This window comes from Cytobacillus kochii, assembly GCF_020171845.1.
GTDB lineage: Bacteria > Bacillota > Bacilli > Bacillales > Cytobacillaceae > Cytobacillus > Cytobacillus kochii.
In genome coordinates this window covers 470,099-496,502 of record NZ_JAIVAM010000003.1, presented here as the reverse complement: position 1 = coordinate 496,502, position 26,404 = coordinate 470,099, and the positions used below count along the sequence as shown (strand labels likewise).

Here is a 26,404-nt window from a genome sequence, read left to right as displayed (position 1 = left end):
TTTTTATGATTGGAATGTTCCTTATGAATCAAGAGAATTCGTCAAGAACAGCGCTGATCATTCATGACTTTTCGGAAGAAAGATGGAAAATGTCGTACCATGTCCAATTTTACTCTGAACAGTGATTTGCCCCTTATGGGTATCGACAATATTTTTGGCGATTGCGAGGCCAAGTCCTGTTCCAGATCTTCCTCTTGTTCGTGCTTTATCTGCTTTATAAAACCTTTCAAATACAAATGGTAAATCTTCTTCTGGGATTCCAGATCCAGAGTCAACAACCTCTATCATTAATCCTTTTTCGTTACTACGCTGAACGACAGTGACTTGTCCACTTTCTGGAGTATGTCTAATAGCATTATCTATCAGATTGGTCAACACTTGCTCCATACGATCAGGATCAAAGCTTGCCCAAACCCCTTTATCTTCCAATGACTCAGCCAATATAATTTTCTTTTCAGCCGCCAGTCTTTGAAACTTTCTGGTGACTTTTAGAATAAATGATTTTACTTCTACAGCTTCACGAATAAGCTGAATATGCCCAGCTTCCATTCTTGCGATATCTAGTAGTTCATTCACAAGTCTACTCATTCTTAACGATTCATCATAAATAACCTTAGCCATTTCTTTCTTTTCATCCTCAGTACCAGCGATGTCATCGACAATTGCTTCACTATATCCTTGCATTAAAGCAATTGGTGTCCGTAATTCATGAGAAACGTTGGCGATAAAATCTTTGCGTAATTTATCAAGTTGCCGTTCCTCTGTCATATCACGGATAACTGCAACTGCACCCCGAATAAACGTTTCATTATATAAAGGGCTAATAACCATTACCCAAGTTCGCCCTTGAATATTTACTTCACCTATACTCTCACTTTCTGTATTTACAGCTGTTTGGAACAATTCCATTACATAAGCAGGTACACTATCAACGAGACCATCTTCACGTTCATAGGACCAATGACGCAGAAAACGATCCGCTGGTGGATTTGTTATCACAATTTCACCATCTTTACTAAAGGTGAATACACCATCTGCCATACTGCTTAAAATACTAGATAATTGTTCTTTCTCTTGACTTAAAGCATCAATATTATATTTCAACTGCCGGCCCATCCGATTAAAGGTAATCGCTAGATCACCTATTTCATCTTTAGAAAGATAAGGTACTTTTGTATCAAAATTCCCTCGTGATGCTGCTGTGACGGCTTCTTTCATTTTCCTAAGTGGTGCAGTAATCCTCGTTGACAAGAAGAAGGCAAAAATAGTTGTTAAAATAATCGCTACCCCAGCGGCTAATAAAGTAAACTTAGTCGTTGACTCTGTTGTTTCTTGCATAACCTCCAAAGATTGATATATAAATACTGCACCATCATTTTCATTTGATGGCGGAAGTGGGACCCCACTAATCAGTATATCAGGATTATCTATATTTCCTTCTCCACCATCCGTTAAATAAGAAGAAACCTTAGTAACTGATTCATTTTTTGTAAAAACAGCTTTTAAATCTGGATCACCATGTAAATAGGATAGTGGCAACTCAAATGTTTGATTTTCATTGGGAGAATAGTACACTTGATCATCAGCAATAATAATTACTTTTGTCACTTCATCTACTAATTCCCAAGCAATTTCCAGTCCTATTTCACGATCATGTTTTTCCAAGATCAATGCTATTTTATTGGCAGTTGCCTTCAATCCCTTTTCTGTTTGATCAATATGATAATTCTCAAAGAATTGCAGCAACATAACCGTTAAAATAAATAAGACAAAGGAGACCAGTATAAGAAAAGTTGCCCATAGTTTCCCTACAACACTATGCCATAACCTCATTCATTTACAACCTCAAACTTATAACCCACTCCCCAAACAGTAACAATCATTCTAGCAGCTTGCTCTGATACTTTGTTTAATTTTTCTCGCAACCTTTTTACATGTGTGTCTACTGTACGCAAGTCACCAAAGAATTCATAATGCCATACTTCTTTTAATAACTGTTCACGATCAAATACTTTATCTGGTGCTTTAGCCAAAAAGTAAAGCAACTCATATTCTTTAGGAGTCAAGCTTACTTCTTTACCATCCGCTAATACACGGTGGGCATCATTGTCTATTGTTAAATAAGGAAAGACAATGATATCTTTAGCAGTCGTTTCTGGTGGGACATAAGAAGATTTAGACGACCTTCTTAGTAATGCCTTCACTCTTAAAACCACTTCTCTAGGACTAAAAGGCTTGACGATATAATCATCTGTACCTACTTCAAATCCTTGGACGCGATTTACTTCCTCTCCTTTTGCCGTAAGCATAATGATTGGTGTTGTTTTCTTTTCTCTTATTTCTTTACAAACTTCTATCCCATCTTTACCTGGCATCATTAGATCTAAAAGAATGACATCATATTCATTTGTTAGGGCTTTATCTAGTGCCTCGTCACCATCTTCTGCTTCTTCAATAACATAGTCTTCTCTCTCTAAATACATTTTTAATAATCGGCGAATTCTCTCTTCATCATCAACAACTAAAACTTTTACTTCATTATCCATTTATAGCACTCCTTTAGAATGAAGATTATTTTCATAGAAAAAAGCCTTCACTCCACTACATGTGAAGTGAAGGCATAAAATCTAGCACTACCTTAATGCTCAATTCTATTTTAGCAAAATTTTCACGATCCTGCATAGGAATGCAACCCGGCAATAACTAAGTTGACAACAATTAAGTTAAACATGATAATAATAAACCCAATTACACCGAGCCAAGCAGATTTTTTACCATGCCAACCTTTGGATAATCTGAGGTGGAGGTATGCTGCATAGAATAACCAAGTAATTAATGCCCACACTTCTTTAGGGTCCCAGCCCCAAAATCGCGACCAAGCGATCTGTGCCCATATCATGGCAAAAATTAACGCTCCTAATGTAAACACCGGAAAACCAATTAGGACAGACCGGTAACCTACTTCATCGACTAAATCCAAATTTACTCTCTTCGTTAGTGGTTGCAACGCTAGTGTCATTCGTTTTCTAACAAATAACCTAAAGAGCAAATAGATAATTGCTCCTGTAAACAATGACCATAAAACAGTATTTAACTTTTTGGCATTAATGATACCAGGAGTCTCCACCAATGGGCTAAATTTATCCGGCGTTAAATGTTCACCTTCATGAGGCCCAACGAGAGCAGGTAAGTGATATTCTAACGTTTCTTCTACATTATTATTATCAATCCAATGAAACTCTGACTTGTAGCCTGTTGCCCCAAATACGGAAGAAATGATAATGAAGCCAAGTGTACAAACAACCCCAAAGAGAACAACTTCTAACCAGATTGCCTCTTTTGTTTTTTTCGTATGATCCACTGCTTTGATTAAATAGATTAAGCCAGCAACAAAGCTAATCGCTAAAATCGCTTGTCCTAACGCTGCTGTTGTTACATGGATATGAAGCCAATTACTTTGAAGAGAAGGGACCAATGGTGTTATGTCCCTTGGGAACATGGCAGCATACCCAATAAGGAGAAGTGCCACTGGTAATGTAAATAACCCAAGGGCAGGAAGCTTATAAACAAAATAAATGACAATAAACGCCCCAACTAAACACATGCCAAAGAATGTTGTAAACTCAAATAAATTACTTACTGGTGCATGTCCAGCTGCTACCCATCTTGTAATAAAATAACCTACTTGACATATAAATCCGGCAATTGCTATCGTAACACCTATTTTTGCCCACTTATTTGGTCCATGATCTTTTTCTCTTGCTTTCTTGTCCTTAATCGAACCGGCAAAAAAAGCTGTGCCTACTAAATAGAGCAAAAAGGCGATAAATAATAAATTTCCACTTAATGCAACCATTATTACTCCTCCTTACCCTTCTTATTTGTTATTTCATCTGATTGGTCAATCGGTTCTTGAATACCACTACCATCAAATACATGGGTGATCTCTCGCTTAAGTCCGTGCCAGTTTTTATTTGTATGACCCGCAACTAAAACTTGATCTCCTAACCTTCTAATCCATATTCTGCGATGGTTCCAGTATGCACCTTGCACGACACCAATCATGAAGATGAGACCACCTATAGCTAGAATAGGGAGTGTTAAGTCTTTTCTTACGGTCAAAGCACTAACATTTTGCGTGTCTACTCCTTTAAAGGCCATCTTTAAGTCATTATCACCATATGGTTCAATCGTTTGTTGAATAGCAACGAAGCTAACTTCTCCATCAGGATGTTCAGGTGAGAACATTTTAAAGATAAACGCTGGGTTGTTCGGCACGCGTGATTTCGTGACTGGCTCTGAATTTTCATCAAATTCAAAATCAGGGAAATAGCTCATTAGCTCAACACTGTATCCATTTTCAAATGTATATTCATCTTGTGGGTTATGTAAATCAATCGTCATTTGACCAAATTCTTCATTTGTTTCTTTATTCGTTAAAGCAAACGACATTTCGCTTATCTCACCTAATTTATAGCTTTGTTGATAGAGAGCAAACTGTTCAAACTTTAAAGGTTCATTTACCCTTAATTCGTAATCTTCTACCTTTTCTAGTTCTGGCTCTTGTCCTGCAATTGTTTCTCCAGATTCTTTGTAAAGGCTCACATTTGTTTGAAAGTTCTTCGCGACTGTACCATTGTTTTCTATCGCTGTTGTAAACGCTTCATTTTCTTTTTCTTTTTCATAAGTTTCTAGAATAAATTCGTGATTTTCCAGATAATACTCGCCTTTTGTTTCTGGGATAACGACTGTTTCACCTTCACGGATCCATAGCAATTCGTCAACATACATCCCAGGCACAAAACGCAACATGCCTCCAATTAAAAAAATGATTAACCCAATATGGTTTATATAAGGGCCCCATCTTGAAAATCGGTTTTTCTCAGCAAGTATACTCCCATTCTCTTCTCTTATGTTGTAGCGTTTTTCCTTTAATTTCACCTTGATGTTCTCAAATGAATCCTCTTCAATAGAAGCCAAGGTTGTGGCTCTATATAATCTTTGTCGTTTTAAAAACCCTTCATGCCGATCGACTCTTTGTTTTTTCAAGGCACGATATAGAGGTACGACACGGTCAAGACTACATATAACCAGAGATACGCCAATTGAAGCAATGAGCAATAAATACCACCATGAGCTATACAGGTTGTGAAACCCTAACGTATAATACACTTCCCCAGCAAACCCATATTGATCCTCATAATAAACGGATGCATTTTCTGTAGGCGGTATATACATTTCTTGTGGGAAAATTGTACCAATTGCTGAAGCGGCTAATGTAATAATGATTAAAGTTACCCCTACTTTAACAGAAGAAAAGAAGTTCCATATTTTATCGATGATTGTTTTGTTATACGTTTGTGACCTTCTCGCACTGCCTTCATAACGCATATCAACGAGTTTTTTACTTTTCTCTTCTTCTACTAACACACGACCGCATGATTCACATAGGACTGTACCATGAGGATTTACATGGCCACATTCACACTTTACTTGTTTCATCATAAAAACTCCCCAATAATTACGGTTTGATTTGCGTCATAAAATCTTTTACCATTGGTTCGGTCAAAGTCCCCGTATGATATTTCACGACTTCACCTTCAGGATTAATGAGAAAAGTCGCAGGCAATGGACCGATGCCATATGCTGCCTTTACATCTTCATTTTTATCAATGACTACTGGAAAATTCATGCCATGTCTTTCAATAAACTTGTTCACTGCTAGATTCGATTCACTTATGTTTACTGCGATTGTTTGAACCCCTTGATCTTTAAATTGCTCATATTGATTGTTGATAAATGGCATTTCTTTTTCGCAAGGCTTACACCAAGTACCCCAAAAGTTCAAAAAAACGCCTTGGCCTTTATAGTCAGATAATTGATGTTCTTTTCCATCCATATCGACTAATACAAAATCAGGAGCTTCTTTACCTATTTGTACTTTATGCACATTATCCTTATTAAAGTTTGCATATAGCGTGTAAGCAACGGCTGCAAATAGAATCACTAATATCGCTGTCCTCATAACGAGCCGTCGTTTTTTCATAAAAAATTCCTCCCAAAGTTAAGACACAAATTTTTAGCATTATTTTAACAATTTGGTATTTATTATATCACTAGTATGAAAACAGTCCTTGTAAACGGTGTGAAGGAAATGTGACAACTCTATGACTTTTTCATTTATTTACCTGTACTCTTTTTAGCTAATGCCCTAAATTGCTTTACTTCATGTGCTGTAAGTTCTCTTGCGTCACCTGCTGACAGCCCGTTCAATTGAAGGAATCCATATCTTTCTCGTTTGAGCTTTTGCACTTGATGACCTACAGCCTCAAACATTCTTCTCACTTGACGGTTTCTGCCTTCGTGAATCGTTAATTCGATAATCGCTGTTTGTTTTTGTTTATCACTACTAAGCACTTTTACTCGTGCAGGAGCCGTTTTTCCATCTTCCAAGCGGACACCTCTTTGTAAATGATTTAAACTTTCTTTAGAAGGAATGCCCTTTACTTTCGCTACATATACTTTTTCAATTTCATTTCTTGGATGCATAAGCAAGTTCGCGAATTCACCATCATTCGTCAATAATAATAATCCTGATGTATCATAATCTAATCGACCCACTGGATAAATTCTTTGTTTCACATGTTCAAAGTAATCGGTTACCACTTTTCTACCTTTGTCATCCGCAACACTTGATAATACACCTCTTGGCTTATATAGAAGAAAATAAACCGGCTCTTCACCCTCAACCGGGATACCATCGACTTCGACTTTATCAGAAGGTGTCACTTTCACCCCTAATTCTTTTACAATCTTACCATTAACCTTTACACGGCCATCTACAATTAGTTGCTCCGCTTTTCTCCTAGATGCAACCCCTGCATGGGCTATGACTTTCTGTAATCTTTCCATTATCAGTCACCTCAAAATCTCTATTACTGTCCATATGAATTATGCCATAAGTTCAAGTTTTTTCAAAGAGCGCATTTTTTAACCAAATTGTACATTTTTAAACTAAGTATACAATAGTTATTCCCTTCTTTTTGAATTTGAACAGTTAGTAGGCAATTCTAACATAAAAGAAGCGTTGTAGTAAGCTGTTATCACACTGTACAAAAAAAAGCTGAACAAATGATCCTCATTTGTTCAGCTTCCTCTTTTATAAATTAAAGACTACATTATGAAAAGACAAGTAATACAATAAGGATGGCAGCGATAAAACCTGCTAAGTCTGCTAATAGACCTACTTTCAACGCATCACCCATCTTCTTAATACCGACTGCGCCAAAATAAACAGTCAATACATAAAAGGTTGTATCTGTACTCCCTTGAATGACAGATGCCATTCTTCCAATTAATGAATCTGGTCCGTGTTCAGCTATTAAATCAGTCGTCATTCCTAAGGCTGCATTACCTGATATTGGACGAATAATAGCGAGCGGAACAACATCTGCTGGAATACCGATAGCCACAAATAATGGCCTGATGAAATCAAGGAAGTATTCTAATGCACCTGATGCTCGAAAGATTGCAATAGCTACCATCATACCTACTAAAAAAGGAATGATTGAGATAGCAATTTTAATCCCATCTTTCCCACCTTCTACAAAACTCTCATAAGTCGGTACTTTTTTAAACGTCGCGTAGACCAATATAAAACCTATAAGTACGGGAATAAACCAAAGAGAAATTAAAGATACTATTTCCATCTATCTCATCCTTTTCGTGATCTCCTGTAATAAAAGTATCTATCAATCAAAATAGCGGAAATGGTCGAACAAATTGTCGCTATAAGGGTAGGACCAACGATGTCAGTTGGACTAGCTGACCCGTAATTCATACGGATGGCGATAATTGTTGTTGGAATTAATGTAATACTAGATGTATTTATGGCAAGAAATGTGATCATAGAACGACTTGCTTCTGTACTTTCACCATTTAATGCTTTTAATTGTTCCATTGCTTTAATCCCTAGAGGGGTAGCAGCATTCCCTAAGCCGAACAAATTGGCCATCATATTCGATAATATATAGCCCATTGCCGGATGATCTTTCGGTACATCCGGAAAAAGTCTTGATATGAATGGTTTAAATAGTTTAGCCAGCTTGTCTAACAAACCTGCATGTTCGGCTATTTTCATCATTCCTAGCCAAAAGACTAATATGCTGATTAAACCAATACATAATGTGACTGCTTCTTTTGCCCCTTTAAATATCGCTTCATTTACATCACTTATCGTTCCATTAATCATGGCAAAAACGATACCAATGATCGCTAATCCTGCCCATATTACATTAATCATGTTGTTGTACTCCTAATATCCTTATAAACAGATGTTTAAAGTAATCAAAAAATCTTCCTTTTTCTTCTTTTACTCCATCCTGATTATAGTGAATAGGCAAAGTTTTAATTGCTTCATCATTTAAGTAAACAACTGCTTTTCCTACTATTTCAGGTGATTTTTCACCTTTTCTCCAACTCTCTTTCGGTTCAATAAAATGATATTTAATCCGAAAAGATTCTTTCTCTTTTTCTGTTACCGGGTACGAAAAGGAAGAGTGTAGTGATACTTTATCTTTGTAGAAAGCATATTCTACTCCCTTAATTCTCCCTTCGCTCAATACTTCAACTTGTTCATATTGATCAAATGCTCCCTCATACATGGCAATATGATCATTCCAATCATCCGGTCCATTTAACGTAACAGCAATTAGATCAAGATTGTTTTTTGTCGCTGTTGTTACTAAAGTCCTTTTTGCTCTTTTTGTATAACCAGTCTTTCCACCAGTTGTATATTTATAAAGCTGGGTTAATAAACGATTTTTATTATTCCAGCTATAATCTCTGTTTTCAGATCGATACGATTTTGTCCCTGCTATTTTTTGATACGTCTCATTTTTCATTGCATAGCGAGTAAGCAACGCCATATCATAGGCAGTTGAATAGTGATTTTCATGATCATCCAGCCCATGTGGATTTTCAAAATGCGTATTTGTCATGCCTATTTCTTCAGCCTTCTGATTCATTAAATACACAAAGCCATCTAAGCTTCCACCTACATACTCTGCAATCGCAACTGCCGCATCATTACCCGAGCGAAGCATTAAGCCATAAACTAAATCTTCTAGTTTGATTTCTTCCCCCGGTTTTAAGTAAATGGATGAGCCTTCTGCTTTTAAAATCGTATCAGTTACTTTTACTTCTTCGTCTAGCTTATTTGATTCAATCGCCAATACTGCTGTCATAATTTTTGTTATACTAGCTATCCGATTTTTATCATTGGCTGCCTTATCATAAATGATTCTACCTGATTCCTGTTCGATTAATACTGCATTTCTAGCACTAACAGAGGGTTTCGCCTCTACTAGTTGTGGACTTAAACTAAGCAATAAGGTGGACATTATGAGAATAGTGATTAGGTTTTTCCATTTCTTCATCGCACAAACCCCGTCTCATTTTATGGTTTGTACAATTCTATGCAGGACAAGTTCTGTTATGACAGATTCATGGCGATCGGTTCATAAATTAGTAGTCTGTATTTTATCAACCGTTCATCAAAAGGAGTTGAACTATCCATTCAAATTGGGGTAAGGATACGGGTATTGTAAACTGTTGGATCACTTGGACTTTGTTGACTGACTATGATTGAGGTTCCGCAAGAGTTGAGAGCTCAATACTCTTGCGGGGTGTAAAAACATAAGCAACTGCCTGTTTTCTTGTGCTACTTTCTTAATAAGGTTGCCATTTCATTTCATGTGCTTTTTGAAATCTTCTTGAAACATTGTCCCAGTTTACAATATTCCACCAACTATCAATATAAGCACCTTTGTCATTTTTATATTGTAAATAATAGGCATGCTCCCAAACATCTAACACTAGTAACGGAATCGTGTCCCATTGTGTTAAGTTTTGATGTTTTTCAGATTGTAATACTTCTAAATGTCTAGCTCTCGGAGACCAAACAAGAATGGCCCAACCTGAACCTTCTACTTGCTTTGCCGCTTCTGTAAAATGTTTTTTAAAAGCTTCAAAGCTACCAAAGTATTTGACTATTTCTTTTTTCAATTCCCCCGTAGGTTCTCCACCACCTTGCGGACTCATATTTCCCCAAAATATCGTATGCAAATAATGTCCTGATCCATTAAAAGCCAATTCCCTTGACCAATGTTTAACTAGAGAGAAATCGCCCGAATTCCTCGCCTTTTCTAATTCTTTTTCTGCTTTATTCAGTCCATCCACATAACTTTTATGATGCTTATCATGATGTAATCTCATGATTTCTTCTGAGATATACGGCTCTAACGCATTATATCCATAAGGTAAAGGTGGAAGTTCATGCTTTCCTGCTTGAACACTTACTTCATTGACATAAATTTGTCCAAGAGATAATCGGTGATTGAAATACTGTTCCATTTCACCGTGAAGTTCTTCTACTTTTTCGTGAATTTCTTCTATTTCCTTGTCTCCCATATTATGATCAATTGTCTCCATAATGGCTGTCATATGATCAAGTTTATCCCATAGCTCATTGCTCTCTTCAATATTTTCACTCTCTAAAAAAGCCCTCATATCTTCATTCCATTGAAACACATTCTTTAAGTATTCATTCATGCGATGATTCAAGCTAAATCCCTCCTCTTCATTACATCATATGTATAGTAATGATAAATAATATCGTTTTTTGCCATTCTACTGATGCTTATCATTTGAACGCTATAGGCACAAAAAAGCACGAACAAATTTGTCCGTGCCTTAGCTCATTCTAAAGTATTTCAATATTTATTTTGATTGCATCATTTTAGTACGATAATCTGTTTCGTAGTATTCTAGTTCTTCTCTTATCTTTTGGAAATCGCTTTCTAATCCTCTAAATAAGTTCTCAAGGCGAACGGGTACTTCGTGATGAAAACGAATTGAATTCTTTCCTGTATACGCTGAACGACTATTCTCATACCACGCATCATTTTTAGGTGAAAAAAACTCTTCAATACAATGATGGTAAAGTTTATACAATGTTTGCTCAGCTGCTCCCCGCTGAAATTGATCACTCATGAGTATGATGCGACATGCTTCATGACCTTCCTCGCAAAACACTAGAAGCTTTCTCAAATTGGATAAAATGCTTTTATAATATCGCTCATCACCCTGTCCTTCCTCTTTAAGTACCGACAAGGTTGTTTCATTTAAGAAGTTCTCAAAAGTGCTTACCGTATTACTAAGGAATTGTTGCACATCTTCCATTTGTGATTCAACTATAGAATTTCCCATCATTTTCCTCCCGTGTATTTAGCTACTCTTTTATCCATTTTGTTCTTCAGCCAATTTGTTTATATCAGCTCTTCATTTATTCTGCATCATTGTTTCTATTATGTTAGATATTTGCTTAAAATCAAATCCCTCAAATAAGCGTATAAAAGCGGTCTCATCACTTATAAATAACCGTTTTCTCAGCTTCAATTCCGGATGATTGAGAAGAGAAGCTAGCGCTGCAATATCCTTAAAAGTTCTATCACTTACTGACTGTTCAAATGATGTCAATTGATCAAGCTTTTCTTCAAAGTACTGCAAATAAGTTAATGTGAATTTTCTTTCCTCTCCATCTTCCTCATAAATGACTTCACTTTTATTAAAAAAATCTTCGAAGGAATTAGGAAGAGTTTTTTCAAGCGACCATCCTTTCAATTGCAGAATGAACAATCAGAACCCTCCTTCAGATTCAATCTACTTTTTGATAAGCTTCGTGATTGATAATAATGAAGTTTGCTGATGACATAATTGTTATTAAGGGATTCATTTTCGTTTGTACCATCTGACATTATGTATATATGCCTTTGATGTTTAATTATGCTAAACAAGTAAATCACCCTTAATGTTTTTATATTAACATAAATGAGCTGTTGATTGTTCAGAATTATTCCACTTATACATTATTTAATGTATCAAAGAACAAATCTGCTTCTGTTTGCTCAAACTCTTCGTCTCCTTGATCAGGTAGCTTTGGCAACTCTTTTAAACTTTTTAATCCAAATGTATCTAAGAAACCCTTTGTCGTGCCATACAAGTATGCACGACCATTACCTTCAGCTCTTCCTACTTCTTTGATTAATGCTTTTGCCACAAGTGTTTGTAATGGTCTTTCTGTCTTCACTCCACGAATTTCCTCGATTTCAATTCTTGTAATGGGCTGCTTGTAAGCAATAATCGCTAATGTCTCTAAAGAAGCTTGCGATAAAGAATGGGAAGAAGGAGCTTCCACTAGTTTCTTTAAATAGTCAGCTAATTCCTTTTTAGTTGTTAATTGATACGACCCATCAATTTCAATGATTTGTAATCCCCGTCCTTGGTTATTTGCTAACTCAGTCATTAATTGATTCATTCTTTCACTTGCCTCTTGATCACTCACTTCAAATACCGAAGCGATCGATTTCAAATTAAGTCCTTCATCTCCTGCTGCAAATAAAAGCCCTTCTAAAATGGCTTTCCAATTTTCTTTCTTACTCACTTACTTTCCCTCCGCTACTTCTACATACAATTCTGCAAAGTTATTATCTTGCGTAACGAGCACAGCCTGTCTTTTCATTAACTCTAGAACAGCTAGAAAGGTTACAACAACTTCTTCTCTAGAATGTGCAGTAAATAAATCATTAAAGTTTTTACGGCCATTACTTTTCCTAAGTGTACGTATAACTTCGTCTATTCTTTTTTCAATCGGAATTTCCTGCCTAGCTACTTTCGTTGCAAGCGGTTCTTTCCATTTTTTTCTTCTTAATAACTTTTGCAGCGCACCTAACATATCGTAAAGCGATACGTCGACATGGGTCTGTTCCATTTTCACTTCTTTTGCCATGTCAGAAAGGTCACTCGGTGCTTTTGTGTATAATAAGCTTCTTTCTTGTTCAAGTTCTTTTAAGTCCTCGGCTGCTTCTTTAAAACGGCGATACTCTATTAATCTTTCAACGAGTTCATCTCGTGGATCTTCTTCCATTTCCATATCAATATCTTCGTCATAGTTATCTTCTTCGTGCTTTGGGAGTAGCATTTGACTCTTAATAGCGAGTAACGTGGCAGCCATAACCAAATACTCACTTGCTACATCCAGCTCTAATTCTTGCATGGTATGTATATAGATTAAATACTGTTCAGTAATTTCTGCTACTGGAATATCATATATATCAATCTCGAGCCGATTAATTAAATGCAGTAATAAATCGAGCGGCCCTTCGAAGGCGTTAATCTTCACATTATAATGCTCCATATGTTCCACCAAAATTTCTATAAAATTATTTCTTTACTCTATACAGTATAGATGATTCAACGTAGCGAATCCAACATAATTCTTTTCTTCCACAACGGACTCTTTTATCAACTTTTAGAAACTTACTTTTTATTTTATCCTAAGCCCAAACATGAGACAAACTACGCACATACAATGAGAAGGTAATGACAATTAGGTACTATTGGAGGTATAAATATGTCCAGAGAAAATTGTGGTGACAATCATCATAGAGAAGAAGAGTGCTATGGTGGCGGTTTCGGTGCAGGCTTTGCTTTAATCGTTGTTCTATTCATCCTACTTATTATCGTAGGCGCTTCTTGGTTATTTTAATGTAAATAGACATTGCCTGGCATTGTAATTTGCCAGGCATTTCTTTTTTCCAACATTATTATATGATACCATGAAATTAATCGACTGTATGTTTGAGAGGAGGAGTGTAACTTTGCATCCCCAAGCTTTTATTGACTATTTAGCTCATTATCACGGAGATCGTGATTATTTTGAATGCCACGAAATTTTAGAGGAGTATTGGAAAGAAGTAGACAATCGAAACAAGCAATCCCTCTGGGTTGGCTTGATTCAAGTAGCCGTATCTAATTATCATCATCGTAGAGGGAATTTTCATGGTGCTAAAAAAACATTGCAAAAAGCAGCATTGATTCTTTCGTCATATCCAAATGAAGTCAAACAACTTGGTATTGACCATCAACAATTGTTAAATGATATACACAAAATACAAAAAGAAATTGATAAGGCCCTTCCTTATAAAAGCTATTACTTCCCTATAAACGATATTTCCTTATTAGATGAAGTCAAAAAGACATGTGATTCTAAGGGATTCAGATGGGGACAGGAAAGCAATCTTGAAAACGCAGAAATTGTACATCGACATATGAAAAGAGATCGATCAAATGTCATCGCAGAGAGAGAGAAAGCCCTCCAAAGACATCGCTAAAAGGCAGCGAAAATTATTCGCTGCCTTTATTTATCTCTTCACATTTCTGTAAAAAGGCTTCTGTTACATTGTCCGCTGTTAGTTCTTTATGTGGATAAGTGTCATTTAATGCTTTTACCATCGACTTACCGACTCCTTGCTGACGATGAGAAGGGTTGACTGATATATGACGAACTTCAATATGATGATCAGATAAGCATACACCAACTAGCCCAATAATATCTTCGTCTTCTTTCCACAAAAACAATTGCAGATTTTCTTCACTTTCATACTCTTTAATCGTCTGTAACAACTGCTTTAATACTTTTTCTTTTGGCATAAAAGATAAAAGTCCCATAGCAATCTTTTCAAAAGACTTTTTATAGCGTATTAACATGATAACCCCTCATTATTAGTAAAACCGTTTATTTGCTATTATTTCCATTTCACAACTAACTTAAACTATTTTATCATATGTATCTATGGATTGAAATGGAACTAGTTATGATTGCGGGGCAATAAATAACCAATAAATAAGCCCCCATATAAAAGCTATACCTAAAATAAAGACAAATAACATAATATTACTTTTTTTATCCATACTTTCTTCAGTAGCTCCCCTTTTGATATACATTCACCTTCATTGTACATGAAAGGTTTCTACATTCCAATATGTTAAAAGAAGGAGTTAGCCAAATAAGGAGAATAATAGGTGAGTCCCTTATGAAGATTCTAGAAACCCACCTAAATTTCTTGGTTCATGTTAATTACTGATTAACCTTGTTTTTTAAAGGTAAATCTAGACGTGCCATATCTTCAAAAGATTCTCTTTTAATGACCAATCGATCTTCTCCATCTTCCACAAACACAACAGGTGGACGAGGGATACGATTATAATTATTTGCCATTGAATAACCATATGCACCTGTACAAAAAACAGCTAACAAATCGTTGTTTCCAGCCTTCGGAAGTGGCAAATCCCAAATAAGCATATCTCCGGATTCACAACATTTACCTGCGATAGAGACTTTTTCCTCTATTTCATCTAGTACACGATTAGCAAGAACAGCTTCATATTGTGCCTGGTAAAGAGCCGGACGGATATTATCACTCATTCCTCCATCAATAGCCAAATATTTTCTTACAGTCGGAACATCTTTTGATGAACCAATTTGGTAGATGGTTGTACCAGCATCACCAACAAGTGATCTTCCAGGTTCAATCCATATTTCAGGTAAAGTCATCCCGTGATGGCTTGTTTGTTTTTTAACTTCCTTGATAATTTCCTCTACATACGTTTCTGGGGCGAGTGGTTCATCTTCCTCTGTATATCTAATCCCAAATCCTCCACCTAAATTAAGAACTTCAGATTCATAATCATATTCTTGGCTCCACGTTTTCAATTTGGCAAAGATTTTTTGTGTGGCAAGGATAAAACCAGTTGGTTCAAAGATTTGTGAACCAATATGACAATGGAAGCCAAGTAAATGGATGTGTTGGGAATTAAGGGCGATTTTTAATGCTTCCTCTGCCTGTCCATTTTGTAAATCGAAACCAAATTTAGAATCTTCTTGCCCAGTTAAAATATAATCATGTGTATGTGCTTCTATTCCTGGAGTAATCCGTAGTAACACATCGACGCGCTTATTCATTGATAAAGCTACTTCTTCTAATAAGTTCATTTCATGGAAATTATCTATGACGATACAACCGATATTATAGGAAAGCGCCATTTCTAATTCTTCACGGCTTTTATTATTCCCATGAAAATGAATACGTTCAACTGGAAAATCCGCTCTAATGGCAGTGTATAGTTCTCCTCCAGAAACAACATCTAAAGACAATCCTTCTTCTTCCACTAACTGAATCATCGCTACAGAAGAGAAAGCCTTACTTGCATAGGCTACTTGTGCCTTCATATTATTTTCCTCAAACATTTTCTTAAATCCACGTGCTCTTCTTCTTATTAACTCTACATCATAAATATAAACAGGTGTGCCATATTTACTAGCTAATTTTACTGTATCAACACCGCCAATTTCTAAGTGTCCTTTGTCATTTACCTTTGATGTACCGTGAAAAAACATGCTTTCCCCTCTTTCGTCCATTACTTCTCTAATCAAAGAATTGATGCTTATTTTTATCGGACTAAAATGAAGAAATAGACAGAATCCTTAAGAAACTGTCTATTCTGTTATCCTTTAACCCTTTATTCAGTTGAACATACTTTACCATAATTCCCATATGCCTGCAATCGCCATTTACCCAATTATTTTGGTGGCTGCTTAAAACGATTGCGAGAATGGGTAATACTTGGTCGAATTTTTGACCCTGGTACGGCTCTTCTAAAAATAATATGAACGATAGCGCCAGGGCAAAATGGAATGAATGGCCATAAATATGGGGTTCTAAACGAACGCATGGACACAAGGAAAAGAATAAATAGCGTAATTCCAACAACTAAACCTGGTGTATGAAAAATTGCAACTAATATTAACAAGAGCATACGAATAAGTTTATTTGCCACACTTAATTCATAGCTCGGAGTGGCAAAAGTCCCAATTGCCGCAACAGAAACATAGAGAATAACTTCAGGTACAAACAACCCAACAGTGATCGCAATTTCCCCTATAAGTATTGCGGCTATTAGTCCCATTGCTGTTGATAATGGGGTCGGTGTATGGATAGCAGCTAATCTTAAAAACTCTATTCCTAAATCCGCTAATAATAATTGAATAAGAACAGGGATATTTGTCTGTTCATTTGGACCGATATAATCAATAGCATCCGGAAGCAAAGACGGTTCTAAGACAAATAAAAACCACAATGGTAGGAAAAATAAAGAAGCAGCAAGTCCGATAAACCTCATGAATCTAACAAAAGTACCGACAGCCGGGGCTTGCCTATATTCCTCTACATGTTGCAAATGATGAAATAAAGTCGTTGGGGCGATAATCACACTAGGCGATGTATCCACAAAAACCACGACATGACCTTCCATCAAATGAGTGGCCGCAACATCCGCTCTTTCAGTGTACCGAACAAGTGGAAATGGATTATAACTTTGATGAAGGATGAATTCTTCTACCGTTTTATCAGCCATGGGTAGCCCATCGATATCAATTTCATTAAGTTCTTTACGTAACACTTCTACTAGGTTGGGATCAGCTAACCCTTCAATATAGCCTAAGGAAATATCAGTTTTTGACCTTACACCAACATGGAGCATTTCAAACCTTAATCGTTCATCACGAATTCTTCTTCTTGTTAGAGCGGTATTGACAATTATGTTTTCTACGTAACCATCACGAGAACCTCTAATTACCTTCTCCGTATCAGGCTCTTGTGGTGTTCGCCCTGGATAACTTCTTACGTCTATTACTAAAGCGGTACCTTCGCCTTCCATCACGATAACAATAAGCCCTGATAATACTTGGTCAACGAGCTCATCAATTGTCTTAATACGATCAACTGCTTGATGAACGATACGGTTCTCTACAATATCAAAGAGATGGGTCGATAATTTTTCTTTATCATTGATCCCTACAAGCTCTTCAACAATTTCAATGATAAATTGTGTCTCTGTTAAACCATTAATAAAGTATAAATGAACATCCTTTTTTAATACTTTAAGCTTTCTCACTCCAAGGTCAAAGCTTGTTCCAAGACCTACATGGTCCTGCATGTACGCTTCAACTTCTTTGACGGATGTCGGCAATGGTCTCTTTCTTATTTTTTCTTTTTCGCTCATAACATACCGCTCCTTTCCAATATAAGTTCAACAGCTTGTTTCGTAATGGGTGAACCGGCTTCAATTGAATCAATTCTTGCCATTTTACCAATATCACCAATACCGACGATAAAAGGGATATTTAACATCTCAAGACAATAAACGGTATCCCCTACTATTCTTCCTTCATCCATATCTGCTATGCCAGATTTATCAACACCATATTCTGTCAATTCACCAAAGCGATCAATACTTACATCTACCTTTGTCCATTCCTCGTGGTGAGTCCTTGACGCTACAGCTATTGCACCAATGACTTCAATATCAGGATGCTTGGCAACGAAAGTCATCGCTTTCTCTCCTGGACCTTCTCCGATATAACCACTATCATCAAACATGATATAAACAGGATCTGATTGTGCTTGTTTAATTAATTGCACCATTTCTTCACCAGACAGTATCGTTGGATTTCCTTGAGAAGCAGAAATACAACTACCACCTATATCATGAGCAATGAGTTCAATCGTTCGCTTTGCAAACTCATCTCCATCTGTAATCAATATGACTTTTCTCCGTTCTTTCATCGCCATTTCCCTTTCTAAGTGAGCAAACCTACAGATTGACATAATATATCCATTGAAATAAAGATCCGATAATTTTCCCAAAAACAAAAGCCATTAACAAATAGACAATTTTTCCTTCTACACCAATGCGTTTAGCCAATATAGGGAAGACATTTAGAACTTCCGTGAGTGCAGCTGCAAGCATTCCTACAAAGATTCCACATAATAGACCAATCGGAATAAGTATAAAGGGCGGTGCTTGTAGTACTGGCTCCCACATGGAAGCTACAGCCCCAGCGATCACCCCGCACACCGCTGCCCATTCATAAGCATGAATCATCTTCATTGTTTTTGTTAGTTGTGTAAGTCGTGGAATAATTCCTAAGACAGATAAGAAAGCAACTACTCCACCACCTACAGCTATACCACTCGCTAAGCCTATAAAGATGGCAAAGATAATTTTACCGCTCATCAATATTCTTCATACTCTCTTTGTTTTCATGTAGGGCAACATAATTATCCAAATCCATTTGATAATTAAACATCTCTACCTCTAAAGGACTAGGTTCTTCATTTAAACGCTTTTTAAATACATGATTGAAGAAGAGAATCATTCCTAAGCCTAATCCTATTGAGTATGGGATTTGAAAAATCAATGGCCGACTATCGACTTCACCTGTAATCAATGTATAAATCTTTAGTTGAACTTCTTGCATACTAACGTCTTCATGAAAATTCATGATGGTGAGAGCGGCACCAAAAAATAATAAAAACCATATTAGCATAAACAATGGAAGTGAGACTTTTCTTCTTTTCACGGCAACTTCAACAATAATCTGTGTCGGTCCAACCGTTTGGATTTCCAAACTCGGAAAACATTTTGTAATATGCTTAATTACCTGCATAACATCAATAATGATAATATTTTTATCTTCCTTAGACACACGGTATAACAAGAGATTAGCTAATTTATCGTAAACTTCGTCATCTGCAATCAATTGCGCAACATCCGATAAAACGATAGTTTCGTGCGGTTTAACCTGCAATCGATGTCGCAAGCGTAAATAAACGATACGTTCCATCCTTTCACTTCCCACACAAAGATTTCCTTGCATATAGTATGAGTAAAGGTATTTCACTTCATGAAATCCAATAATTTCCTCACACTGATATTGCTTGCTTGTTATTAGTAAATTCATAAACGTCGACTCTTCACTTAAAAGAAGCAAATGAAAAAGCATATAGACTATAAGTCCATATGCTCTTTCATTTGCTTCAATATTTTCTTCTCAAGCCTCGAGACTTGTACTTGTGATATACCAAGCCTGACTGCTACTTCTGATTGTGTTTGGTCTTTGTAATAGCGCAAATAAACAATCAGTCTCTCTCTTTCATCTAATTCATTTATCGCTTCTTTTAACGCGATTTTATCGAACCATCTCCCCTCATCCCCATCATCTATTTGGTCAAGCAAAGTAATAGGGTCACCATCATTTTCATACACGGTTTCATGAATTGACGAGGGAAGTCGACTAGCATCTTGGGCCATGATAATATCCTCTGTTGGGATATCAAGGAATTCAGAAATCTCTGATACGGTTGGCACCCTACCTAATGATTTCGATAACTCATCTTTTGCTTTCCGAATTTTATTTCCGAGTTCTTTAAGTGAACGACTGACTTTAACTGTTCCATCGTCTCTTATAAAACGTTGGATCTCACCAATAATCATAGGAACAGCGTAAGTAGAAAATTTCACATCATAACTCAAATCGAATTTATCAACCGATTTCAACAATCCAATACAGCCAATTTGAAATAAGTCATCTGGTTCGTATCCTCGATTGAGGAAGCGCTGGACAACTGACCATACTAAGCGCATATTCTTTTGGACAATCAAATCTCTAGACGCTTGATCACCATTTTGACTTTTACCAATGAGCTCTTTAACTTCATGATCTTTTAAATATTGCGTCTTTCCTGTTTTAACCTCCACATCCATAGCAAGACTCCTTAATTACATAGCATTTTACTATTTGATAAATGCTTCTTTAAACGGACCTCTGTGCCTTCACCTGGGTGTGATACAATACTAATCTCGTCCATAAAATTTTCCATAATCGTAAAGCCCATGCCTGATCTCTCTAGCTCTGGCTTTGTTGTATAAAGAGGCTGTCTTGCCTCTTCTATATCCATAATACCGAGACCCTCATCTTTAATGGACAGTTCGACTATTCCTTCTTCAATGGTTACTGAAATGTGTACAATGCCATCTGGGCTCATATCATAGCCGTGAATAATAGCGTTCGTTACAGCTTCTGAGACAACGGTTTTAATTTCTGTCAATTCATCCATTGTTGGATCCAGCTGAGCAATAAAAGCTGCCACTGTTACGCGAGCAAATGATTCATTTTGACTGAGAGCAGTAAACTGCATTTGCATAACATTTTTCACTTACGCCACCCCCAATCGTTGCAGGGCAAACGCTTCAGTAGGTTCTAAGCGAATAATTTTAAATAAACCAGACATATCAAAAAGTCTTTTTACAGATGGAGAAATTGCACATACAACCATTTCGCCATTTTTTTGTTTCACTTGTTTATATCTGCCAAGAATTACTCCAAGTCCAGAACTATCCATGAATGTTAATTGTTCCAGATTAAGAATAATATGGTGGATATCGTGTTCCTCAATCGTTTTTGTTGCTTTTGCTCTTAATTCATCCGCAGAGTGATGATCAAGCTCCCCGCTTAAACGAATACATAATACGTTGTTTTTTATTTCTAAATTAATTGCTAGACTCACTAACCATAGCCTCCTTTGTAATCAGTTGTCTCTATGGATTAGACAGGATTGACACATATAGAATATCAACCTGCCTTTAGTGAGTCCAATTCTATACTATGAACTGTTTTTCCTTCATGAAGACAAAACTAGTGTTTATTCGCTAAAACAGGACTTGTCATCACTCGATTCGACATATTACTCTGATACTTTCGTAAACATTCCCATTGAACGCTTAAATAATGTCCAAATGTTGGCTTTTTTACTATCTTGACTTGCGACTAAAGGACTTTCAACCATTGTTTTTCCGTCTTTTTCAAAAATAATCTTGCCGACTTCATCACCTTTTTTAACAGGAGCCTTCATATTCTCATCGAGTACAACCGTTTGTTTCACGTTTTTAATATCTTCACCTTTTTTAGCTAATATTGAAATGGGTTCGCTTGTTAATGCTTCTACTTGTTTCTTTTCACCTTTTGATACTTTCACTTTTGCCACCGCTTGATTCCTTTTATACATGGCATGTGTTTCATATTTATTAAAAGCATAGTCTAGCATTTTCGTCACTTCTGCATTTCTCTCTTTTGAGCTAGGTGCACCAAAAACAACCGCAATGACACGCATGCCATTTTTCTCAGCTGTCGCTGTTAAACAATACTTTGCTTCTTGAGTAAATCCAGTCTTAAGACCATCTACCCCCGGATAAAAACGCACTAATTTATTCGTATTTACTAACCAGAATTTTTTATCAGTGTCTTCACGCAAATAAGCCTCGTAAGTACCGGTAAAGTTAGTAATATCTTCATACTTCAGTAATTCCTTTGCCATCATCGCCATATCATGAGCCGTACTAAAATGATCCGTTACCGGGAGGCCTGTAGGATTTTTGAATACAGTGTCCTTTAAACCTAGCTCCTTTGCTTTTGCATTCATCATTTTGACAAAGTCATCTACCGTACCGGCTAATCGTTCTGCTACAGCAACAGAAGCGTCATTTCCAGAACCGATTGCAATCCCTTGTAACATTTCTTTTGTTGTCATTTCTTCTCCAGGCTCAAGAAAAATTTGTGAACCACCCATTGAAGCAGCATATTCACTTGTCTTAATCTTTTCATCCCATTTAAGTTTGCCTTCATCGATTGCTTCCATAATTAAAAGCATCGTCATAATTTTCGTCATACTTGCAGGTGGTAATTGAACATCACTATTTTTTTCATACAGCACTTTGCCTGTATCTCGTTCAATTAAAATAGCTGACTTTACATTTTTCACAACTTCTTCTTCAGTCATTTTTTCGCTTTCACGTGCAAATACTTGTGGTGCTATGGTAGAAACCATGAGAATACATATAAAAAATACACTTACTATTCGCTTCATCGCACAAACCCTCCATTCTTTATAGTTTCCATGATTACCATTTGTTGATAATTTATACCAATGAAAATACCATAAACTACATTTTATAAATGAAAAATTCCGTGTTTTACTATGAAAAAAGTTCGGAAGGTAAGAGGGATGGAATGAGACCTTGTATACTTTGATGTGGGCATGATTCGAAGGAAATATTCTAAGAATGAGCATCTTTCAGTTAAATTGTACTAAAAAAGCTTAAAGGTTTTATTTCCTTTAAGCTTTTTCTAGTATTTTTATTCAGTGATGACTTGATGTATCAATGTTGGTGCTGTTACTTCTTCTGACACTATTTTAATATGATTAATAAGGATATCTTTCACTTCTTCAACATCTTCCATATTGCTATGAATCGTTAGCAACGCTTCCCCTTTTTGGACAGAATCGCCAACTTTTTTATGAAGAAGGAGACCTGCTGCGAGATCTATAATAGAATCTTTTGTTGCTCTACCCGCACCAAGCATCATTGCCGCAGTACCAAGTTTTTCTGCAGCAATTTCAGAAATATATCCACTCTGTGCAGCTTCTACCTTTATTTGATATTTTGCCTGTGGAAGTAGAGATGGGTCATCAACGACTGCAACATCTCCTCCTTGAGATTGGATAAATGTTTTAAAAGTCTCTAACGCTTTACCGCTACTGATTGCTTCTTGTAATAGCGTGCGCGCACTTTCTAACGTATCGGCCTTTTTCGCTAAAACGACCATTTGACTTCCAAGAGTTAAACATAAATCAGTCAAATCTTCCGGGCCTTCTCCTTTTAAAGTATTAATCGCTTCTTCTACTTCTAAAGCATTACCGATTGCAAGGCCAAGGGGCTGGCTCATATCTGAGATGACAGCCATTGTCTGTCTACCAACATGATTACCGATTTTCACCATTGTTTTTGCTAAAGCAATTGCTTCTTCAATCGTTTTCATAAATGCACCTGAACCCGTTTTCACGTCCAAAACAATTGCATCTGCACCCGCAGCAATTTTTTTACTCATGATACTTGATGCAATTAAAGGGATGCTATTAACAGAAGCAGTCACATCTCTTAATGCATAGAGCTTCTTATCAGCTGGTGTCAAGTTTCCACTTTGACCTATGACTGCTAGTTTATTACGATTGACTAAATTCATAAATTCGTCATTATCAATCTCCACATGAAATCCATCTATAGCCTCTAATTTATCAATAGTTCCACCTGTATGGCCCAGACCTCTTCCGCTCATCTTTGCAACCGGCACACCTACAGCAGCTACTAGCGGCCCTAATACAAGCGTAGTAGTATCTCCTACACCCCCAGTAGAATGCTTATCGACTTTGATTCCATCAATGTTTGAAAGATTGATTTCATCGCCTGATTTAACCATTGCCGTTGTTAAATCAGCTGTTTCTCTTTCATCCATTCCTTGAAAATAAATCGCCATAGCAAGTGCACTTGCTTGATAATCAGGAATTGTTTCATTTGTATAGCCTTGAATAAAATAGTTAATTTCCGCTGTCGTTAAGCAATGACCATCCCTTTTTTTCTCAATGATGTCCACCATTCTCATCGTATCGTTCCCCCACTAAATTTAAATTTTTGTCACGATTCCTTTGACAAAGCTTAAAAATTGTTGTTTTACTTTCTCCGTTGTTTCTATTACTTCTTCATGATTTAATGGTTGGTCTAATATACCTGCAGCCATATTAGAAATACAAGAGATTCCAAGTACATTCATACCAGCATGATTCGCAACAATAACTTCGGGAACAGTTGACATACCAACTGCATCTCCACCGCAAATTCTAAGCATTTTTACTTCTGCAGGTGTTTCATAAACTGGCCCTGTATTAGCTACGTATACACCAGTTTGTATGTCTAATTGTTGTTGTTCTGCGACCTCTTTTGCGACTTGTATCATTTCTTTATTATACGCTGATGACAAATCTTGAAAACGCACACCAAAATGGTCATCATTAGGACCTATAAGTGGGTTTACCCCCATATTGTTAATATGGTCTGTGATGATCATTAAATCACCTGGTGAGAAAGTTTCATTAACGCCTCCAGCAGCATTGGTTACGATTAATTTCTGTACTCCCAACTCCTTCATTACACGGACTGGAAACGTAACTTGCTGCATAGTATAGCCTTCGTAATAATGAAATCTTCCTTGCATAGCAACAACCGCTACACCGTTTAATCGACCAATAACGAGTTGACCTGCATGACCAGCTACTGTTGATTGCGGGAAACCCGGTATATCTCTATACGGTATTTTTATCGCATTTGTTATCTCTTCAGCAAGTACCCCAAGTCCAGAACCTAATATAAGTCCTACTGTTGGTGTTTGATCTATTCTAGATTGAATTAATTCTTGCGCTGCTTTTACCTCATGTAAACTAGTCATTATTTTCCTACTCCCTTGACATTTTTAAGAAAGCTCTCTCCAATCAATGGCTTATTTACTTGGAAATTCTCTGCAATAGTCGCGCCAATGTTAGCAAATGTCTTGCCTTGAGGCAGTTCTTCTCCATGAGATAAGCGCTTAGAATAAACAAGTAATGGCACATATTCTCTCGTATGATCTGTACCATGATGGATTGGGTCATTACCATGATCCGCTGTAATAATCAGAAGATCATTTTCATTTAACTGCTCGAAAAGTTCAGGTAAACGAGCATCGTATTCTTCTAATGCTTGACCGTACCCTAGTGGATCTCTTCTATGTCCATAAAGGGCATCGAAGTCTACTAAATTCAAGAAACTAATGCCTGTAAAGTCTTTTTTTGCTATAGCTACCATCTTGTCCATGCCATCCATATTTGAAGTGGTTCTAATTGCTTCTGTTACGCCTTCTCCATCATATATATCATTAATTTTTCCGATGGCAATGACATCTAGATTGGCATCTTTTAACTCATTCATTACTGTTCTGCCAAATGGCTTTAATGCATAATCATGTCTATTCGCTGTTCTTGTAAACGCCCCAGCTTTACCAACAAATGGTCTAGCAATGACTCTACCTACCATGTATTTTTCATTTAAAGTCAATTCTCTAGCTATTTCACAAATACGATACTGTTCTTCAATTGGTATGATTTCCTCATGGGCGGCGATTTGGAGCACCGAATCAGCCGATGTATAAACAATAAGAGAGCCTGTCTCCATATGCTCTTCCCCTAATTCGTCTAAAATCACTGTGCCACTCGCAGGTTTATTACCAATCACTTTTCGACCTGTCTTTTCTTCTAATTCTTGAATTAACTCCTCTGGAAATCCATTAGGAAATACTTGAAAGGGTTTTTGAATATGAAGGCCCATTATTTCCCAATGTCCTGTCATTGTATCTTTCCCAACAGAAGCTTCTTGAAGCTTTGTATAAAAAGCCTCAGGTTGTGCGACTTTGGCTATCCCTTTTATTTCATTGATATTACTTAATCCGAGACGTTCCATATGAGGCATATGCAAACCGCCCATCTTCTCGGCAATATGGCCTAACGTATGAGCATCTTCATCACCGAAATTTTTCGCATCAGGTGCTTCTCCTATTCCAACAGAGTCCATTACAATAAGAAAAATACGTTTATATGTAAATGTGTTCACAAATAACACTCCTTTCTAACTATTTCTTTACTACAGAAATCCCTACTTATCATACCCCAAAAAGGCTTTCATCAACAGCGAAGGATAGTGTAAAACGTCTAGAACCTAACAAAGAGGAATGTCATGAAAG

Annotated in this window: 29 protein-coding genes; 2 read left to right on the top strand and 27 right to left on the bottom strand. The window is 36.7% G+C overall.

Annotated elements, in window-relative coordinates:
* Nucleotides 1-57: 57 nt before the first annotated feature.
* The 14 genes from LCM23_RS05960 to LCM23_RS05895 all read right to left on the bottom strand — a co-directional run bounded on the left by LCM23_RS05960 (nucleotide 58) and on the right by LCM23_RS05895 (nucleotide 13,255).
* On the bottom strand, nucleotides 58-1,833 hold the full coding sequence (locus tag LCM23_RS05960) for an ATP-binding protein (protein ID WP_224936084.1): 1,776 nt from the start codon (nucleotides 1,831-1,833) through the stop codon (nucleotides 58-60).
* Nucleotides 1,830-2,546 (bottom strand): response regulator transcription factor, encoded by a 717-nt coding sequence (locus LCM23_RS05955; protein WP_095372717.1) that lies wholly within the window; start codon nucleotides 2,544-2,546, stop codon nucleotides 1,830-1,832. The genes LCM23_RS05960 and LCM23_RS05955 overlap by 4 nt, the downstream gene beginning before the upstream one ends.
* Nucleotides 2,547-2,668: 122 nt before the next feature.
* The gene (ccsB, locus tag LCM23_RS05950) at nucleotides 2,669-3,856 is read right to left on the bottom strand and encodes a c-type cytochrome biogenesis protein CcsB (protein WP_224936083.1); all 1,188 of its coding nucleotides are present in this window, start codon (nucleotides 3,854-3,856) and stop codon (nucleotides 2,669-2,671) included.
* Nucleotides 3,857-3,858: 2 nt separating this feature from the next.
* Complete coding sequence (resB, locus tag LCM23_RS05945) at nucleotides 3,859-5,502, bottom strand: cytochrome c biogenesis protein ResB (RefSeq protein WP_318247528.1); 1,644 nt, start codon at nucleotides 5,500-5,502, stop codon at nucleotides 3,859-3,861.
* A gap of 19 nt (nucleotides 5,503-5,521) precedes the next feature.
* Nucleotides 5,522-6,046 carry a thiol-disulfide oxidoreductase ResA gene (resA, locus tag LCM23_RS05940; RefSeq protein ID WP_224936081.1) on the bottom strand — a complete coding sequence of 175 codons (525 nt, stop codon included), beginning with the start codon at nucleotides 6,044-6,046 and terminating at the stop codon, nucleotides 5,522-5,524.
* Between the two features lie 134 nt (nucleotides 6,047-6,180).
* Nucleotides 6,181-6,912 carry a 23S rRNA pseudouridine(2605) synthase RluB gene (rluB, locus tag LCM23_RS05935; protein WP_224936080.1) on the bottom strand — a complete coding sequence of 244 codons (732 nt, stop codon included), beginning with the start codon at nucleotides 6,910-6,912 and terminating at the stop codon, nucleotides 6,181-6,183.
* A gap of 266 nt (nucleotides 6,913-7,178) precedes the next feature.
* Complete coding sequence (locus LCM23_RS05930; protein ID WP_095372713.1) at nucleotides 7,179-7,709, bottom strand: spore maturation protein; 531 nt, start codon at nucleotides 7,707-7,709, stop codon at nucleotides 7,179-7,181.
* A 5-nt stretch (nucleotides 7,710-7,714) separates the two neighbouring features.
* Nucleotides 7,715-8,302, bottom strand: coding sequence for a nucleoside recognition domain-containing protein (locus tag LCM23_RS05925; protein ID WP_095372712.1), 588 nt, complete (start codon nucleotides 8,300-8,302; stop codon nucleotides 7,715-7,717).
* Complete coding sequence (locus LCM23_RS05920; protein ID WP_224936079.1) at nucleotides 8,295-9,437, bottom strand: D-alanyl-D-alanine carboxypeptidase family protein; 1,143 nt, start codon at nucleotides 9,435-9,437, stop codon at nucleotides 8,295-8,297. The genes LCM23_RS05925 and LCM23_RS05920 overlap by 8 nt, the downstream gene beginning before the upstream one ends.
* 292 nt (nucleotides 9,438-9,729) lie before the next feature.
* Nucleotides 9,730-10,611 carry a superoxide dismutase gene (locus LCM23_RS05915; RefSeq protein WP_224936211.1) on the bottom strand — a complete coding sequence of 294 codons (882 nt, stop codon included), beginning with the start codon at nucleotides 10,609-10,611 and terminating at the stop codon, nucleotides 9,730-9,732.
* A 168-nt stretch (nucleotides 10,612-10,779) separates the two neighbouring features.
* Complete coding sequence (locus LCM23_RS05910) at nucleotides 10,780-11,268, bottom strand: YpuI family protein (RefSeq protein ID WP_095372710.1); 489 nt, start codon at nucleotides 11,266-11,268, stop codon at nucleotides 10,780-10,782.
* 72 nt (nucleotides 11,269-11,340) lie between these two features.
* Nucleotides 11,341-11,697, bottom strand: coding sequence for a hypothetical protein (locus tag LCM23_RS05905; RefSeq protein ID WP_224936078.1), 357 nt, complete (start codon nucleotides 11,695-11,697; stop codon nucleotides 11,341-11,343).
* A 223-nt stretch (nucleotides 11,698-11,920) separates the two neighbouring features.
* A complete protein-coding gene (gene scpB, locus LCM23_RS05900) occupies nucleotides 11,921-12,502 on the bottom strand; it encodes an SMC-Scp complex subunit ScpB (protein WP_224936077.1) in 582 nt (193 codons plus the stop codon).
* Entirely contained in the window at nucleotides 12,503-13,255 is a 753-nt protein-coding gene (locus LCM23_RS05895; protein ID WP_224936076.1) for a segregation/condensation protein A, read from the bottom strand.
* A gap of 216 nt (nucleotides 13,256-13,471) precedes the next feature.
* Here LCM23_RS05895 and LCM23_RS05890 point away from each other — a divergent pair, with 216 nt between their 5' ends.
* Both LCM23_RS05890 and LCM23_RS05885 read left to right on the top strand, forming a co-directional pair.
* Nucleotides 13,472-13,606: a YjcZ family sporulation protein gene (locus LCM23_RS05890; protein ID WP_224936075.1), complete on the top strand. Its 135-nt coding sequence runs from the start codon at nucleotides 13,472-13,474 to the stop codon at nucleotides 13,604-13,606.
* A gap of 112 nt (nucleotides 13,607-13,718) precedes the next feature.
* Nucleotides 13,719-14,231, top strand: coding sequence for a DUF309 domain-containing protein (locus LCM23_RS05885; RefSeq protein WP_224936074.1), 513 nt, complete (start codon nucleotides 13,719-13,721; stop codon nucleotides 14,229-14,231).
* 13 nt (nucleotides 14,232-14,244) lie between these two features.
* On the opposite strand, the gene LCM23_RS05880 is transcribed toward LCM23_RS05885, so the two are convergent.
* The 13 genes from LCM23_RS05880 to deoB all read right to left on the bottom strand — a co-directional run bounded on the left by LCM23_RS05880 (nucleotide 14,245) and on the right by deoB (nucleotide 26,274).
* Entirely contained in the window at nucleotides 14,245-14,607 is a 363-nt protein-coding gene (locus LCM23_RS05880) for a GNAT family N-acetyltransferase (RefSeq protein WP_224936073.1), read from the bottom strand.
* Nucleotides 14,608-14,977: 370 nt separating this feature from the next.
* Complete coding sequence (lysA, locus tag LCM23_RS05875) at nucleotides 14,978-16,297, bottom strand: diaminopimelate decarboxylase (RefSeq protein WP_224936072.1); 1,320 nt, start codon at nucleotides 16,295-16,297, stop codon at nucleotides 14,978-14,980.
* A gap of 182 nt (nucleotides 16,298-16,479) precedes the next feature.
* The gene (locus LCM23_RS05870) at nucleotides 16,480-17,961 is read right to left on the bottom strand and encodes a spore germination protein (RefSeq protein ID WP_224936071.1); all 1,482 of its coding nucleotides are present in this window, start codon (nucleotides 17,959-17,961) and stop codon (nucleotides 16,480-16,482) included.
* On the bottom strand, nucleotides 17,958-18,524 hold the full coding sequence (locus LCM23_RS05865) for a stage V sporulation protein AE (RefSeq protein ID WP_224936070.1): 567 nt from the start codon (nucleotides 18,522-18,524) through the stop codon (nucleotides 17,958-17,960). Before LCM23_RS05865 ends, LCM23_RS05870 begins: the two co-directional genes overlap by 4 nt.
* Nucleotides 18,525-18,552: 28 nt before the next feature.
* The gene (locus LCM23_RS05860; RefSeq protein ID WP_095372700.1) at nucleotides 18,553-18,975 is read right to left on the bottom strand and encodes a stage V sporulation protein AB; all 423 of its coding nucleotides are present in this window, start codon (nucleotides 18,973-18,975) and stop codon (nucleotides 18,553-18,555) included.
* On the bottom strand, nucleotides 18,965-19,702 hold the full coding sequence (locus tag LCM23_RS05855; protein WP_404826582.1) for a stage V sporulation protein AA: 738 nt from the start codon (nucleotides 19,700-19,702) through the stop codon (nucleotides 18,965-18,967). The genes LCM23_RS05860 and LCM23_RS05855 overlap by 11 nt, the downstream gene beginning before the upstream one ends.
* Nucleotides 19,703-19,749: 47 nt before the next feature.
* Entirely contained in the window at nucleotides 19,750-20,505 is a 756-nt protein-coding gene (gene sigF, locus LCM23_RS05850) for an RNA polymerase sporulation sigma factor SigF (protein WP_095372698.1), read from the bottom strand.
* 11 nt (nucleotides 20,506-20,516) lie between these two features.
* Complete coding sequence (gene spoIIAB, locus LCM23_RS05845; protein ID WP_095372697.1) at nucleotides 20,517-20,957, bottom strand: anti-sigma F factor; 441 nt, start codon at nucleotides 20,955-20,957, stop codon at nucleotides 20,517-20,519.
* Nucleotides 20,958-21,308 (bottom strand): anti-sigma F factor antagonist, encoded by a 351-nt coding sequence (spoIIAA, locus tag LCM23_RS05840; protein ID WP_095372696.1) that lies wholly within the window; start codon nucleotides 21,306-21,308, stop codon nucleotides 20,958-20,960.
* Nucleotides 21,309-21,485: 177 nt separating this feature from the next.
* Nucleotides 21,486-22,664, bottom strand: coding sequence for a D-alanyl-D-alanine carboxypeptidase family protein (locus tag LCM23_RS05835; RefSeq protein ID WP_224936069.1), 1,179 nt, complete (start codon nucleotides 22,662-22,664; stop codon nucleotides 21,486-21,488).
* A gap of 269 nt (nucleotides 22,665-22,933) precedes the next feature.
* Complete coding sequence (locus LCM23_RS05830; protein WP_224936068.1) at nucleotides 22,934-24,238, bottom strand: pyrimidine-nucleoside phosphorylase; 1,305 nt, start codon at nucleotides 24,236-24,238, stop codon at nucleotides 22,934-22,936.
* 21 nt (nucleotides 24,239-24,259) lie between these two features.
* A complete protein-coding gene (locus tag LCM23_RS05825; protein WP_224936067.1) occupies nucleotides 24,260-25,078 on the bottom strand; it encodes a purine-nucleoside phosphorylase in 819 nt (272 codons plus the stop codon).
* Entirely contained in the window at nucleotides 25,078-26,274 is a 1,197-nt protein-coding gene (gene deoB, locus LCM23_RS05820; protein WP_224936066.1) for a phosphopentomutase, read from the bottom strand. The genes LCM23_RS05825 and deoB overlap by 1 nt, the downstream gene beginning before the upstream one ends.
* Between the last annotated feature and the right edge of the window lie 130 nt (nucleotides 26,275-26,404).

Coding starts and splice junctions, on each gene's coding strand:
- LCM23_RS05960 (WP_224936084.1), bottom strand. CDS start 1,833: ATGAGGTTATGGCATAGTGTTGTAGGGAAACTATGGGCAACTTTTCTT.
- LCM23_RS05955 (WP_095372717.1), bottom strand. CDS start 2,546: ATGGATAATGAAGTAAAAGTTTTAGTTGTTGATGATGAAGAGAGAATT.
- ccsB (WP_224936083.1), bottom strand. CDS start 3,856: ATGGTTGCATTAAGTGGAAATTTATTATTTATCGCCTTTTTGCTCTAT.
- resB (WP_318247528.1), bottom strand. CDS start 5,502: ATGAAACAAGTAAAGTGTGAATGTGGCCATGTAAATCCTCATGGTACA.
- resA (WP_224936081.1), bottom strand. CDS start 6,046: ATGAAAAAACGACGGCTCGTTATGAGGACAGCGATATTAGTGATTCTA.
- rluB (WP_224936080.1), bottom strand. CDS start 6,912: ATGGAAAGATTACAGAAAGTCATAGCCCATGCAGGGGTTGCATCTAGG.
- LCM23_RS05930 (WP_095372713.1), bottom strand. CDS start 7,709: ATGGAAATAGTATCTTTAATTTCTCTTTGGTTTATTCCCGTACTTATA.
- LCM23_RS05925 (WP_095372712.1), bottom strand. CDS start 8,302: ATGATTAATGTAATATGGGCAGGATTAGCGATCATTGGTATCGTTTTT.
- LCM23_RS05920 (WP_224936079.1), bottom strand. CDS start 9,437: ATGAAGAAATGGAAAAACCTAATCACTATTCTCATAATGTCCACCTTA.
- LCM23_RS05915 (WP_224936211.1), bottom strand. CDS start 10,611: ATGAATGAATACTTAAAGAATGTGTTTCAATGGAATGAAGATATGAGG.
- LCM23_RS05910 (WP_095372710.1), bottom strand. CDS start 11,268: ATGGGAAATTCTATAGTTGAATCACAAATGGAAGATGTGCAACAATTC.
- LCM23_RS05895 (WP_224936076.1), bottom strand. CDS start 13,255: ATGGAGCATTATAATGTGAAGATTAACGCCTTCGAAGGGCCGCTCGAT.
- LCM23_RS05890 (WP_224936075.1), top strand. CDS start 13,472: ATGTCCAGAGAAAATTGTGGTGACAATCATCATAGAGAAGAAGAGTGC.
- LCM23_RS05880 (WP_224936073.1), bottom strand. CDS start 14,607: ATGTTAATACGCTATAAAAAGTCTTTTGAAAAGATTGCTATGGGACTT.
- lysA (WP_224936072.1), bottom strand. CDS start 16,297: ATGTTTTTTCACGGTACATCAAAGGTAAATGACAAAGGACACTTAGAA.
- LCM23_RS05870 (WP_224936071.1), bottom strand. CDS start 17,961: ATGAGCGAAAAAGAAAAAATAAGAAAGAGACCATTGCCGACATCCGTC.
- LCM23_RS05865 (WP_224936070.1), bottom strand. CDS start 18,524: ATGAAAGAACGGAGAAAAGTCATATTGATTACAGATGGAGATGAGTTT.
- LCM23_RS05860 (WP_095372700.1), bottom strand. CDS start 18,975: ATGAGCGGTAAAATTATCTTTGCCATCTTTATAGGCTTAGCGAGTGGT.
- LCM23_RS05855 (WP_404826582.1), bottom strand. CDS start 19,702: ATGAATTTACTAATAACAAGCAAGCAATATCAGTGTGAGGAAATTATT.
- sigF (WP_095372698.1), bottom strand. CDS start 20,505: ATGGATGTGGAGGTTAAAACAGGAAAGACGCAATATTTAAAAGATCAT.
- LCM23_RS05835 (WP_224936069.1), bottom strand. CDS start 22,664: ATGAAGCGAATAGTAAGTGTATTTTTTATATGTATTCTCATGGTTTCT.
- LCM23_RS05830 (WP_224936068.1), bottom strand. CDS start 24,238: ATGAGAATGGTGGACATCATTGAGAAAAAAAGGGATGGTCATTGCTTA.
- LCM23_RS05825 (WP_224936067.1), bottom strand. CDS start 25,078: ATGACTAGTTTACATGAGGTAAAAGCAGCGCAAGAATTAATTCAATCT.